Genomic DNA, 13,976 nt, shown 5'->3' with positions numbered 1-13,976 from the left:
ATTCTCCGATCCCAATTTCCCTCTTATTATACAAGAAATACCCTATAGAATAGACTTTTTTCAAGTGTCTACTCTATAGGGTACATTTTAATTTGTAGCTACGCTTTTTCTTTTTAAGAATTTTGGCTGCGGAATCTTTTTCCGAGTTTAGCTAATAATTCAGGCTGATCCCCTTGACTCATTACAACTTCAATAAAGGTAAGACGATTTGTATTAAAAGTTATTTTAGTTAAAACTTCTGCTAACTCTGTTTCATTTTCTACTTTAAATGTTAGACTTTTTTCTTCTAGTCCGAATACGTTTGGTAGTTTAGCGTAATCCCACATTTGTATATCATTATATGGTTGGTTTTGGCCGTGAATCGCACGTTCGACAGTATATCCGTTGTTATTGATTAAAAATATAATTGGTTTTAAACTATGACGTAACATAGTGGATAACTCTTGAACAGTTAACTGGAAAGAACCATCACCAATAATTAAAATGTTACGCCGTGATAAATCAGCGAGTTGTGTTCCTAATAAAGCAGGAAGTGTATATCCAATAGATCCCCATAACGGTTGTCCTACATATGTAGTGTTATTTGGTAAAGGGATAGCGGCACTACCAAAGAAAGGTGTTCCTTGCTCTGCAATTAAGACGTCGTTTTCTTTTAAAAAATGATACATTTGCTGCCAAAATCGTTTTTGAGTAACGATTTGTGCTTTTGGATTGAACTCTTCAGTAATAGATAGTGATTCTGAAATAAACGGTTTAATTTCAAGTGCTTCCACATTGCGAGGTTCAATTGAATCACTTAAATGTTGTAAAACATCTTTCATTATAACTGGACCGTATTTTTTATCTATAATTTTAACAGTATAGGGATGGATTTCTATAACTTGCTCTTTCGTAAAACCTTGTGTAAAGCCACCAGTAATAGTATCAGTTAATTTCACACCTATACTAATAATACAGTCCGATTCATCAATTCTTTTTCGCAAGTATGCTGAACTAACATCGCCAGTATAAACACCTATAAATTGAGGGTGTTTTTCAGGGAATATTCCTTTTCCCATACTTAACGTTGCGATAGGAAACCCAGTTTTTTCTACGAATTGATGTAAATATTCTTTAGCGTGAAATCGATCCACTTCAAAATCAGCTAAAATAACAGGTTTTTTGGCACTATTTATTTTTGAAGTGGCATGAAGAAGCATTTTATTTAATGCTTCTTTATTACTTAACATCGGATTATTTAATAGTGGCTCAGTAGGTTTATTAATGGGTTTATTATGTACATCGATCGGTAAATTAATATGAACAGGACGTTTTTCATTCCAACATGCACGAAGTACACGGTCAATTTCCTCAGCAGCATGCTCAGGGGTTAAATTTGTTTGCGCAACTGTAATCTCTCGATACATATTGGAAAAGTGATCAAACTTTCCATCCCCTAAAGTATGGTGCACGAGTTCGCCATTCTCCATTACATTTGTTGTTGGTGTACCAGTTATTTTTATAACAGGTACGTTTTCTGCATATGAACCAGCAATGCCATTAATGGCACTTAATTCTCCAACGCCGAAAGTTGTAATGAGAGCAGCGACGCCTTTTATGCGAGCATATCCATCTGCTGCATACGCTGCATTTAATTCATTGCAGTTGCCAATCCACTCCAAATTTTTATGTGCAATCACATCATCTAAAAAGGCAAGATTATAATCACCAGGAACACCAAATATATGCTCAATTCCAAGTTCGTGTAGTCGATCTAATAAATATGTACTTACAGTATATTGCATTTTCAAGTGAATCATCTCCTAATTGTGTAATGAATATTTCAATAAACTGAAAGAGTTCAAGTGCGTTGGTTAAAATATTCATAACTGGATTGTGGTATAATTTACATACAGGGGGAAAGTAGATGACACAACATAAAGAAGAACAGATGAATGAAGCATTAGCATTATTTTACTTTGCATATAAAACTTTTACTGAAAAGCCAGATGAAATTATAAAAGAGTATGGTATACAGCGAGTACATCACCGAATCTTATTTTTTATCGCACGTTTTCCAGGGATTAGTGTAAATGAACTATTATCATTATTAGAAATAAGTAAACAAGCTCTTCACGGACCACTACGTCAACTTGTGGAAAAGGGACTTATTGAAAGTAATGAAGCTACACATGATCGTCGTGTGAAACAGCTATCTTTAACAGAACAAGGTGCAGATTTAGAGAGAAAACTGAGCGATGTTCAAAGAAAACAAATGGGTGCTATTTTTTCAAAATTTGGTGAATCATGCGAAGAAAATTGGCATCAAGTTATGAATGAAATGGCAAATAGTCGTTCAGGTTTTGATGCATGGATATCGAAACGAGAAATACCAGTCGATCAAAAATAATGAGAAAATATATCTGTTTTTATAGTTTGAAAAAGATCAATTTTTATCCATACTTTTGGAAAATATGGATAAATCATAGTATGTATGGATAAAAAAATCACATTACCAAAAACTTAATATGTGCGCGCAAAGTAATAGTAAAATTCACATTTCCGAGAGGGGAATTATAATGATAAAACTTGTACTTATTCGTCACGGACAAAGTTTATGGAACCTTGAAAATCGCTTTACAGGATGGACAGATGTAGATTTATCAGAGAATGGATTAAGTGAAGCAAGAGAAGCAGGTGCGATATTGAAGAAAAATGGATATACTTTCGATGTTGCATATACTTCTGTATTAAAACGAGCAATCCGGACACTATGGATTGTACTTCATGAGATGGATCTTACTTGGGTGCCTATACATAAATCGTGGAAATTAAACGAAAGACATTATGGAGCACTACAAGGGTTAAATAAAGATGAAACTGCAAAAAAATATGGAGAAGAACAAGTTCATATGTGGAGAAGAAGTGGTGATGTGAGACCGCCTGCTCTTACTGAAGATGATCCTCGATATGAGACGAACGATCCAAGATATAAAACGCTCAAAAAAGGTGAATTCCCATTGACTGAATGCTTAGTTGATACAGAGAAAAGAGTACTCGATTATTGGCATTCAGAGATTGCGCCGGCATTAAAAAGTGGTGAAAAAGTAATTATTTCATCGCATGGTAATACAATTCGTTCGCTAGTGAAATATTTAGATAACCTTTCAAGTGATGGTGTAGTCTCATTAAATATTCCAACAAGCATTCCGCTTGTATATGAGTTAGATGAGAATTTACGTCCAATTCGCCATTATTATTTAAGTATGGATGGGGAAGTACCTGAAGGTGAGATTCCAAAACATATTACATTTTGATATATTGATTTGAATTGTAAGCTTGTCTACCTATACAATGTAGATTCATGATAAAAGACGTGGTTTCCTTCTTATATTTATGCTCTGAAATAAAATTTAGAAGGTTGTCCATGTCTTTTGTCATAAAGCTGACAGTTCATGCATGTAATGTTATCGTGAGCAGTTTTTGAATGGAGGGTGATGTGATTGATGGTCTCTAACATTCGAATTGGTTTATGTATTCTTGCAGTTGTATTTGCAGTACTCGTTTTCTTTTATTGGAAAAATGAAGAATTGTACGAAGAGAAGAAGCAACGAATTCGAAAAACATGGTATGGGTTATTTATTATATCAGTCACAGTATATTTCATGATAAAAGGAATCGATTTAACCCTCTGGAAAAATCTTTTAATGTTCACCGCAATGGTTATTTTTGTTGATGTTGCGTTCATTTTGACACCTAACATTTCAGAAATATGGGGCGCGAAATTTAGCGATATAGGCAAAACTGTTCAATCGATAAAACGGTCATTAATCGCTTCAAAAGCAAGGGGAGAAATATATACGAATATTATTCAAAATATTAATCCAACAGCGTTTGGAACGATGGAATGGCATACTGAAGAGGAATACACAAAAAGTTTAAACGCATTTTTAGATTCATATGGAGAAAAAATTGGTGCGAAAATTGTTGTATTTGAAGCAGCTAAAGAATTAAATACAAATTTTCGTGGTATCCGCTCGCAATTTAGTATGATTGTACCGTTAGAACATATCGAACAATTGAATGAGCAGAAAGCGGTACAAGTAGAAAACGTCGGAATTATTCCTGCCAAAATAGTGAGTGATGTTTTTATTGTTATTGACGGCAAGAAAAATAATCTTCAAGATCGAGACTTTGAAAATGTATATAATTTAACGATACATCATAGTTATTTTAGTAAGTAAGGACAGAATCGTTTTTCTGTCCTTTTCATCTATACATAATTTGGAGAAGGCTGAATAAAATTGGACAATCACTCCTACACTAGCAGGTAGAGGTGATTGTAATGATAAAAGATTATAATGATGAATTCTTTAAAGAAAATACTGAAGATGCAACTGATTTCTCTTTAATAAAAGGAGATACGATGCAGCAAATAGAAGATTTAGAAGAAGATTTAAAAAGAAACGGATAATAGTACACCTTTTTTGCATTTGCTATATAATATAAGTATAAGGTTGTATTTTTTGTAAAAGGGGGGGAAGAGATGGCAGAAATAAATGTACAAAAATCTTCATTTTTTAAAGAAAAAAAAGATGAATCAAATACAGATTTCTCTCTTGTGAAGGGTGCATTAACGGAAAATATAAATCGATTAGAGAAACTAATGAATAATAGTACTTCAAAATATATGCGAGCGAAAAAAACGAAAGAAAATGCATAGTGCATTTTCTTTCGTTTTTTTATTTAAGAGTAAATTTTCCTTTTATTTTTGAAGGTAATTTTGCTTGTTGAATTTCTTCATAAGGTTTTACTTTAATGGTTTGCTATAAAAAGTATACGTCCCTTATTCCATTACTAAAATGGATTTTGATTACAGCCGTGTAAGGATTATTCATCTAAAAAAGGAGAGTTTGGCGAGTTGATTTTTAAGAACGAAATATGAAGGGAAGATACTGAATCATGGTATAATGATAAAAGACTTACATATTATTTTGTCATTTTGAGAGGAGCTTAAAAAATGTATTCTACTTTAGAGCAATTAACAAAGCACCCTGTATTTTATCATTTTGCAGAAATTTCAAAGATTCCTAGAGGATCAGGTAATGAAAAAGAAATTAGTGATTACTTAGTGAGTTTCGCAAAGGAACGTAATTTAGAAGTTATTCAAGATGAAGCGTTAAATGTCATTATAAAAAAAGAAGCTACTTCTGGTTATGAGAATGTTCCGGCTATTATCATTCAGGGGCACTCTGATATGGTGTGCGAAAAAAACCAAGCGACAGTTCATGATTTTGAGAAAGATCCAATTGAATTAAGAATTATTGGTGATATGTTATATGCAAACGAAACTACATTAGGTGCGGATAATGGTATTGCCGTTGCATATGCGTTAGCATTATTAGATTCAACAGACATCCCGCATCCAGCTTTAGAAGTTGTTATTACAACTGAAGAAGAAACGACAATGGGCGGAGCTTTCGCAGTTGATGCGAATCACTTTGACGGAAAAATTTTTATTAATATTGATTCTGAAGAAGACCATAAATTACTTGTAAGTAGCGCAGGTGGTGCGAAAGCAGTTGAAACAATTCCAGTAATTTGGGATGTGGCACCAGTTGATATGGATGTATACCGTCTATATGTTGGTGGGCTTAAGGGCGGACATTCTGGTATGGAAATTGATAAACAACGCGGAAATGCGAACAAAGTACTAGGACGAGTTTTACGTGATTTATCTGTAAATATTCAATTTGAAATCAGTGAGGTTCACGGCGGATTAAAAACGAATGCAATTCCGCGTGAAAGTGTAGCTACACTTTTATTACGTCCAGAAGATGTAGAACAAGTAGAAGAAAAGCTAGAATCGTGGACAAGAGTATTACAAGAAGAAATGCGTGCTGTTGATCCGGATGTTCATGTTACAATTACAAAATTGGATGAGAAAGTAGAAAAAGTATTTGCTAAAGAAACACAAAAACAGCTTATTTCATCATTATTCTTAATTCCAAATGGCATTCAAAGTATGAGTATGGATATTAAAGGTCTTGTAGAAAGCTCAACAAATTTAGGCGTTATTGAAACGCTGCAAGATGAAATTAAATTACGAAACGAAGTAAGAAGTTCAGTAAGTAGTTTGAAAAAACATATTGCAGATGAAATTAAATATATTGCTGAATTAGTAGGGGCAACATTTGAATTAGAGTCAGCATACCCAGAGTGGCCATATAATCCAAACTCACAGATTCGTAATTTATTTGAAAAAGTGCATCAAGAAAAATATAACAAAGATGCTGAAATATTTGCTGTACATGCGGGAATTGAATGTAGTGTATTCGTTCAAAAGATGCCTGAATTAGATGCAATTTCATTCGGGCCGGATATTTTCAATGTCCACACTCCAGATGAGCACATTAGTATTTCTTCTGTTGTGAATAACTGGGGATTCTTTGTTGATGTAATGAAGGGTACGAGAGAATTAGCAAAGTAATAACCGATGAATTTAAGAGTAGCCTATAAAAAATTTATAGGCTACTTTTTGTATTGAATTTTTTATAAGGTTTGAGTATGGAAAATATAATGAACCTACACTACGTATATGAAGGGGAAATTTCATATACCGTATTATGTAATCGAAAAGAAATGTATCAACTGAGCAAAACAAAGAACAACAAATTTTTTTAATAAACATACGAATATGACCGATTCCTAAGTATATTGGTATCGGTCAATTTTGGATTCTAAATGTAAATATACTAAAATGGAATATAATTGAAATCAAAAAACATTTAGAAAGAACAATTTCGTTGTGAACTATTGTATAGTGTAGATATGAGTAACAAAAAAAGGGGGACTACATATGTGGAAGCGATTTGTAGCGATTGGTGATAGTTTTACAGAGGGGATTGGGGATGAAGTTGAGGGAATAGCATTAAAAAGCTGGGTAGATCATTTTGTTCAACTGTGTGAAAACGATATAGAATATACTAATTTTGCAAAGCGTGGGTTAGTAACTAAAGAAATTCGCTCGCAGCAATTGGAAAAGGCATTAACTTTTAATCCAGATTTGGTTAGTCTAATTGCAGGTGCAAACGATGTTTTAAAAGGACGTTGGGATCATCAAGCATATAAGAACGATATGAAATTTATGATAGATACATTAAGTAAAACAGGTGCTGATATTATTATAGCAAACCTTCCAGATTTTACAGTTAGGCTTCCTTTTTCTTCTGAAAAAAAACAAGTATTAAAAGAACAATTATTAGAGGCGAACGAGGTTATACTTTCATTGAGTAGAGAGTATAAGCTTCATCATGTTGACTTTTGGAATCATCATTTAGTTAATGATAATACACTTTGGTCTACGGATTTAATTCATCCAAACTCAAAAGGATATGTAAAAGTTGCTGAATTGATTTATAGTAGTTTGCCTGTACATGATTCTTCTAAATAAGCTTTAGAATGAACTAGCCCCCTGTCGCATACAGCGCAGGGGTTTTGATGCGAAAAAGAAGGATATATAGTGCCTATAAATTATAGTTTAAGTAATTCTTTTTATTGTCTATATTTTTGTTGTTTTCTGTTGCAGGACCCTTAGTATAAGGGTCCTTTTTTCTATCCAATATCTACAAAAAAGATAAGATCGGAGAACCCGAACTAAAAGATATTTTAAATAAAATTGTTAAAACAGTACTAATAATGATACCGATTGCAAAAAGACTCGCTTGTTTTCATTTTTGAAAGGTTGGCATTGCTAATAGTAAATAGAAGAGTAAAACAAATTGAAATGGATAAGTGAGGGTGATTTTAAACTTTAACAAAACAGTTATTTAGTAAAACATAAATAGAGCACACAAATAAGTATGCTCTAAGAAAAATAGGTGATACAAGTGGAGTGTTGCGTGAAATTCACAAATAATAATCAGATTTTTATGAGTGTATTTTTAACATTGTATGCTTTACTTGTTTTTTAGGAGCCTGTCATGTAAGAGAATGTATATTGCACACCTTTACATCCTCAGGAGGATTTTTATATCAAAAAAAGATAATCAATGGAACAAATGTAACTTGTATCTTGTCTATATATTGAAACCATAATAAAAGTGAGGGCAGTATTATGTTTATTCAAATAAGTTTGAGGTGTGGAAATGGAACAGAAGTTTATTGAAAAATGTAATCATGATGAGCTTGACTATGTTATAAAAGATTATTGGCAAGATGTATGGAATTATTCATTTATTATTACGAAAGATCCACACTTATCAGATGACATCACGCAAGATGTATTTATAAAGGTTTTTAAAAATTGGCATTTGTTTCGAAAGGAGTCATCTATTAAAACGTGGATATTAAAAATTACAAGAAATACGGCAATAAACTATTTGAAATCCTCTTATTTTAAAAGGATATCTTTAGTGGGATTTTTTAGTGATGATAAGCAATCTTCATCGGCAGAACAAGAATTTTTTAAGCAAGAGGAAATGAATGAAGTGTGGGAGGTTGTATTAAAACTACCTAAAAAACACCGTGAAATACTAATATTGGACGCAAAATATGAATTATCTTATGAAGAAATGGCTGAAACATTAGGAGTGTCAATTGGAACTGTAAAATCTAGATTAAGCCGAGCGAGAAGTAAGGTTTCAAAATTAATAGGGGAGGGTAGAAGTGATGAACAATAAAAAAAATCCCGACTGGTATAGCAAATTAAAAAACGGTCCAATGGAGAATCGTAAAGATGAAGAAGAATTTATTTATAAAATAAAGCAATCGATAGACCAAAATAGTGAAGTAGATTTTGCAATATACAAAAGACCATTTCGTAAAAAAGTATTGCCTATTATAGTTGTTTTGGCTTGTACAATGTTATTTTTTATTGTTCAACAACCTTGGCTTGATGATAATAAATCACCGGTACAAAGTAGTACTCAAATTAAGCCTAAAACAAAAGATGAATCTGCTCAAGATCCCTCACTAAAACAATTTATAAATGACTTATATCGAAGTACAAATTCTAAAAATGAAAATGAATTGTATAGAGCATTAAATGATGAAGTTATATTTAAAGGGAGGATGTATAAGAAGGAAGAATTGCAGTTTGATGAGGATATTTTTCATGAGTTGCAAGTTGCTCTTACAATGGGGGGAGAATTTATAAATGAAACAAAGCGAGCATACAAAGTACCAAGTGGATTGGCAGAAAGTAACCAACCAAAGCAAGAACATTTTATATATGCAACTGTTACTGGAAACAAAACGAAAATTTTAGCTGAACCAAAACTAGAATCAAAAGTTTTATATGAAGTATCTAATGAGATGGTAAAAGCTTGGATCCCGGAAAAAGTGCAAAATGATGGATATATAAAAATATCGACTATTAACGGTAATACTGGATATGTACAAAAAGAGTATGTTTTAACTGATATTAAATATTCTTTCGTGTTCGAAAAGAATGATGAAGGCATGTGGAAAATAACGAATATAGAATCTATATGGTAAAAGAGGAAGGTTCACTTTAATGAACCTTCCTCTTTGTTTTTATTTTCTTTTTGAAGAGTATTCCAGGACTCTAAAATCTCTGATGTAACGAGAGCGGCAATGTTTTTTTCAGCATTGCTACCAGGAATAACGACAGAAATAGCAATTTGTGGATCTTCGGTAGGAGCATATGCGATGAAAAGAGAATGATTGATCATTCTTTCTTGCTCATTCAATGAACCCGTTATACCCGTTTTACCTGCGACATGAAAGGGTAAGTTTTTAATCTCCTCTATATTTTGACTCATTCCACCTTGCACGACACTCCAAAATTTCATAGGATAACGATTTGAACTTTCTAAAATTGGTTTAAACTTTTTTGTTTCCTTTCCGTCCTGACCAATAATAGTACTTACGATTTGAGGTTTATATTTATCACCTTTACTTGCCAAAGTTGCTGCATATTGAGCGAGTTGAAGAGGGGTATGCACTTCATTTCCTCCCCAAGAAGCATTTAATAAAGCGGAGATTCCATTTTCAAACTTATTAGATGGATGAAATTCATATTTTCCGTCTTCTTCAAAGGGTAAATCGATTCCAGTTTTAGAACGAAGGCCGAATTGCATTAAATAATCTGTCCATATATTTGCTACTTTTTCTATATTCCCATTATTTTGGTTGAATAAGGGTAGAGCTACTTTTGCTGTCATAAATGTGTTAGAAGAATTAATGATAGCCTGACTCGGTGTGATCTCACCTGTTGGCGTTCCAGGTGCATTCGTAATGTTATTTTGATTATCATACTGAAAAGTACCTTTATCTAAATAAGTATCTTCAGGTTGAAAAAGCTTTTCATTTAATCCAATTAAAATAGTAAGAGGCTTTATAGTAGAGGCCATATTTACATAAGATTCACCATACTTTAATTTTTGAATTGCTTTATTTTGCGAAATAGATTTGATGTTTTCTTTTTTAGATGATATTTGTGTATGTAATGTATTTGGATTAAAAACTGCCGAGTTGGCCATAGTTAAAATTGCGCCAGTTTTTACATCGCTCACTACAGCATAGCCAGCATTAGCATCACGTATTTTTTTAATTTGAGATCTTAATGCTTCTTCTGTTTTTTGCTGCAGCTTAGAGTCTAAAGTCAGCTGGACATCTTTTCCTTTTTGTACTTTTTGAATGTTCCATAAGAAGTTTTTAGTATTCACTTTAAAAATCAGAGTTTTTCCTGGTTTTCCTTTTAAATCATTTTCATATTGAAGCTCAATCCCACTTTTACCAACAGGTCCATACTTAGAATTAAGGTCATTTTCTACATACCCAATTACTTGTGAAGCAATTTCATGTTTGGGATAATATCGAATCGATTCATCTTTGATTATTACATTATTAGGTTTGCTCTTGTTTATGAATGCAAGTTCATTCTCAGTTATGTCAGAGTATAACGGTATCTCATTCATAGTCTGCTTTTTACAAGATTGTTGTAATTGCGATTTTATGTCCTTTGCAGAAATGTCATGTTGAAACTCTCTTGAAAATTGATTGAAAAAAGCTAATGTATTTGATGTATCTTGATCCGATAGCTTTTCTTCATTAGAGGTGCAATATAGAGACTTAACTTTCTTATTTGTAGCTAGTATTAAATCATTTTGATCAAGAATTTTTCCTCTTTCAGCTGAAGAAGTTGCGATAGTAATTGAAATGAAGTTGATTTTTAATAAAATTAATAAAATCAAACCTACAATAGAAAGAACCGCTAAAAATCTCCATCTTTTTATTTTTGTATGTAACATAAAACCCTCCCTTTTTTAGCTTATTTCATCTTATAGTTAATTATTTTTTTTGTAAATGTGGAACAACTTTATGATTTAGGTTGTCTATTAAGTATTACAACATGAAGAAAGGAATAATCAGTATGAAAAGTTATCAGCAAGTCTATGTGTAAGTTTAATATGAGTCATTATACAGTTTAGCATTTCTAATGCAAGCGGCAAAAAAATAGAGAGAAAAACAGGAAAGGAGATTTATTAATTACGGGGCTAAACCGAGAGGAATAGATACTTACAAGGATTTAGCAAAAAAGATATGACACTATTTATAACTGAATAGTGGTTTCTAATATATAGGGAACGTATTTATTTACTAAGTATTAATGAGGAGTTCCGGAAGAATTATATGGAGGATTTATGAAAAAACAAAAAGAAAATAAGCAGCAGACATATATATCTATTCGATTAAATATAATGTTCCTTTGCATATTTCTACTATTCTCAGCTATTATTATGCAACTAGGAAAAGTACAAATTGTTGAGGGAGAGGCTTATAAGAACCAAGTGGAAAGCAGTCAAAATGCAACAACTAGTATTCCGGTTCCACGTGGACAAATTCTGGATCGAGAAGGGAAAACAGTCGTTAATAATAAATCTCTTCGCACAATTACGTATACAAGGGTGAAGGGGATTACGAGTGAAGATATTTTAAAAACAGCAAAAGACTTGGCGAAAATGCTTGAAATGCCTGAACAAGATATAAATAAGTTAACCGATATCGATAAAAAAGATTTCTGGATGCAATTGAATACAAAACGTGCGGAATCAAAGATTACTAAAAAAGACATAGGAAAGTTTAAAGAAAAGGGAATAGAGGGAAAAGAGTTAGATAAAAAAATTGAAGACTTAAGACGAAGCCGCGTTACAGAAGTAGAATTGGCAGAATTAACAGCACAAGATTTAAAAGTGTTAGCTATTAAAAGTAAAATGAGTTCAGGTTATCAACTAACACCACAAATTATTAAAAAAGATGTAACAGATCAAGAGTATGCGCGGATAAGTGAAAAGCTTGCGGAGTTCCCAGGAGTAGATGCAACGGTTGATTGGGAACGTAATTATGTAAATGGTAATTTATTTCGTTCTGTGTTAGGTAATATTACAAGTAGTGAAGAAGGATTACCGAAAGAAAATTTAGATTCTTATTTGGTACGTGGATATAACCGTAATGATCGTGTAGGGAAAAGTTATATTGAACAACGATATGAAGATGTATTACACGGCACAAAAGAAGAAGTGAAAAATATTACTGATAAATCTGGAAACATTATAAACACAGAAATAATCTCTAAAGGAAAAAGTGGTAACAGTTTAACATTAACGATTGATATGGAATTACAAAAGAAAGTGGAAGAAAGTATAGAGAAAAATTTGAGAGCTTTTAAGAGTTCAGAGCCACTGTTGGACCGAGCTTTTGTCGTCATGACGAATCCAAAAAATGGACAGATTTTATCTATGGCAGGCAAAAAGATTGTAGAAAAAGAAGGGAAAATAGAGATTGAGGATTTGGCATTAGGTAACATGACAACTTCGTATGAGCTAGGGTCAGCTGTAAAAGGTGCTACTTTATTAACTGGATATGAGACAGGGGCAATACAGCCAGGAGATCAATTTTATGATGCACCGATGAAATTTAAAGGTACACAAGCTAAGAAATCGTGGAATGTATCCGGATTTGGTAATATTAATGATTTACGAGCTTTACAAGTATCTTCGAATGTATACATGTTCCAGACAGCTTTAAAAATTGCGGGAGTTAATTACGTACCAAATGGTTCGTTGGATATTAAACAAGAAGCATTTGATACGATGCGCTATTATTTTAAACAATTTGGTTTAGGTGTCCTAACAGGTATTGATTTACCGAATGAAATAACTGGACAAACTAGAAAAGTAGATAGTCAACCTGGGTTTTTACTAGATTTTTCTATCGGTCAGTATGATACGTATACGCCATTGCAATTGGCACAATATATTTCAACGATTGCTAATGGTGGTTATAGAATGCAACCCCAAATTGTACAAGAAATACGAGAGCAATCAATAAAAGAAGAAGAGGTTGGCAAAGTTATACGTTCCATAGAGTCTGTCGTATTAAATCGAATTGATATGAAGACAGAACATATTGATCGGATAAAAGAAGGGTTTAGATGGGTATTCCAAGAAGGTGATGGAACTGGCGTGAAGTATTTCAAAAATGCTTCATATAAACCAGCAGGAAAGACAGGGACAGCTCAAACTGTATATGGTGGAGATGATCCAATTGGTAGAAATGCAAAAGGAGAACGTATGGAATGTTACAACTTAACATTAGTTGGATATGCTCCATATGATAATCCAGAAGTAGCATTTTCTGTAGTAGTCCCATGGCTTCATAATGATAAAAGTGGAATTAATTCTATAATTGGAAAGGAAGTTTTAGATGTATACTTTGATTTAAAAAAGCAACGTATACATGGTGAAGCTACTAATACAGATAGCCCGAATCAAAATCAGTAAAACTTGTACACTTTTCTTAGGGAAAGAAACTCTGTTTATATAAAAGCCTTTATAAGTAAAAAAATGAGATTTGAAATAAGAGATAGCGGCGATCATAGTGATATGATCCCCTTATAGTAGACAGGAAAAAGAAAGCACATTAACCTGTTTACTATGGAGGGGATTTTTCTATGGGGAAAATTAGAGTCA

General features: G+C 32.7%; 12 protein-coding genes. 10 read left to right on the top strand and 2 right to left on the bottom strand.

The window, feature by feature from the left end; all coding sequences use genetic code 11:
- Positions 1 to 113 precede the first annotated feature (113 nt).
- Positions 114 to 1,790 carry an alpha-keto acid decarboxylase family protein gene (locus tag MR065_RS26020; protein WP_242215590.1) on the bottom strand — a complete coding sequence of 559 codons (1,677 nt, stop codon included), beginning with the start codon at positions 1,788 to 1,790 and terminating at the stop codon, positions 114 to 116.
- Positions 1,791 to 1,906: 116 nt separating this feature from the next.
- Between MR065_RS26020 and MR065_RS26015 the strand changes: the two genes are divergently transcribed.
- The 9 genes from MR065_RS26015 to MR065_RS25975 all read left to right on the top strand — a co-directional run bounded on the left by MR065_RS26015 (position 1,907) and on the right by MR065_RS25975 (position 9,477).
- Positions 1,907 to 2,389, top strand: coding sequence for a MarR family winged helix-turn-helix transcriptional regulator (locus MR065_RS26015; protein WP_242215589.1), 483 nt, complete (start codon positions 1,907 to 1,909; stop codon positions 2,387 to 2,389).
- 169 nt (positions 2,390 to 2,558) lie between these two features.
- Positions 2,559 to 3,296, top strand: a complete 738-nt coding sequence (gpmA, locus tag MR065_RS26010) for a 2,3-diphosphoglycerate-dependent phosphoglycerate mutase (protein ID WP_098990491.1) — start codon at positions 2,559 to 2,561, stop codon at positions 3,294 to 3,296.
- A 189-nt stretch (positions 3,297 to 3,485) separates the two neighbouring features.
- Positions 3,486 to 4,223 carry a type II toxin-antitoxin system SpoIISA family toxin gene (locus MR065_RS26005; protein WP_097906359.1) on the top strand — a complete coding sequence of 246 codons (738 nt, stop codon included), beginning with the start codon at positions 3,486 to 3,488 and terminating at the stop codon, positions 4,221 to 4,223.
- Positions 4,224 to 4,324: 101 nt separating this feature from the next.
- The gene (locus MR065_RS26000; RefSeq protein WP_097906360.1) at positions 4,325 to 4,453 is read left to right on the top strand and encodes a D-alanyl-D-alanine carboxypeptidase; all 129 of its coding nucleotides are present in this window, start codon (positions 4,325 to 4,327) and stop codon (positions 4,451 to 4,453) included.
- Between the two features lie 72 nt (positions 4,454 to 4,525).
- Positions 4,526 to 4,702, top strand: a complete 177-nt coding sequence (spoIISB, locus tag MR065_RS25995; protein ID WP_242215587.1) for a stage II sporulation protein SB — start codon at positions 4,526 to 4,528, stop codon at positions 4,700 to 4,702.
- A gap of 297 nt (positions 4,703 to 4,999) precedes the next feature.
- On the top strand, positions 5,000 to 6,469 hold the full coding sequence (pepD, locus tag MR065_RS25990) for a beta-Ala-His dipeptidase (RefSeq protein ID WP_242215586.1): 1,470 nt from the start codon (positions 5,000 to 5,002) through the stop codon (positions 6,467 to 6,469).
- A gap of 369 nt (positions 6,470 to 6,838) precedes the next feature.
- On the top strand, positions 6,839 to 7,432 hold the full coding sequence (locus MR065_RS25985; RefSeq protein ID WP_242215584.1) for an SGNH/GDSL hydrolase family protein: 594 nt from the start codon (positions 6,839 to 6,841) through the stop codon (positions 7,430 to 7,432).
- Positions 7,433 to 8,126: 694 nt separating this feature from the next.
- Positions 8,127 to 8,660 (top strand): RNA polymerase sigma factor, encoded by a 534-nt coding sequence (locus MR065_RS25980; protein WP_141436581.1) that lies wholly within the window; start codon positions 8,127 to 8,129, stop codon positions 8,658 to 8,660.
- Positions 8,650 to 9,477, top strand: coding sequence for an SH3 domain-containing protein (locus MR065_RS25975; protein WP_242215582.1), 828 nt, complete (start codon positions 8,650 to 8,652; stop codon positions 9,475 to 9,477). Before MR065_RS25980 ends, MR065_RS25975 begins: the two co-directional genes overlap by 11 nt.
- Before the next feature lie 11 nt (positions 9,478 to 9,488).
- Here the strand turns inward: MR065_RS25975 and MR065_RS25970 are convergent, their stop codons facing one another.
- Positions 9,489 to 11,255 (bottom strand): peptidoglycan D,D-transpeptidase FtsI family protein, encoded by a 1,767-nt coding sequence (locus MR065_RS25970; RefSeq protein WP_242215580.1) that lies wholly within the window; start codon positions 11,253 to 11,255, stop codon positions 9,489 to 9,491.
- Positions 11,256 to 11,648: 393 nt separating this feature from the next.
- Between MR065_RS25970 and MR065_RS25965 the strand changes: the two genes are divergently transcribed.
- Positions 11,649 to 13,787 carry a peptidoglycan D,D-transpeptidase FtsI family protein gene (locus MR065_RS25965; RefSeq protein ID WP_242215578.1) on the top strand — a complete coding sequence of 713 codons (2,139 nt, stop codon included), beginning with the start codon at positions 11,649 to 11,651 and terminating at the stop codon, positions 13,785 to 13,787.
- The last annotated feature ends 189 nt before the right edge of the window (positions 13,788 to 13,976 follow it).

The sequence above is a fragment of the Bacillus cereus group sp. BfR-BA-01383 genome (assembly GCF_022663495.1).
In the GTDB taxonomy this organism is placed as follows: Bacteria; Bacillota; Bacilli; order Bacillales; family Bacillaceae_G; genus Bacillus_A; species Bacillus_A cereus_AU.
Note: the sequence above shows the minus strand (reverse complement) of the source record. Positions and strands in the feature narration are given on the sequence as shown.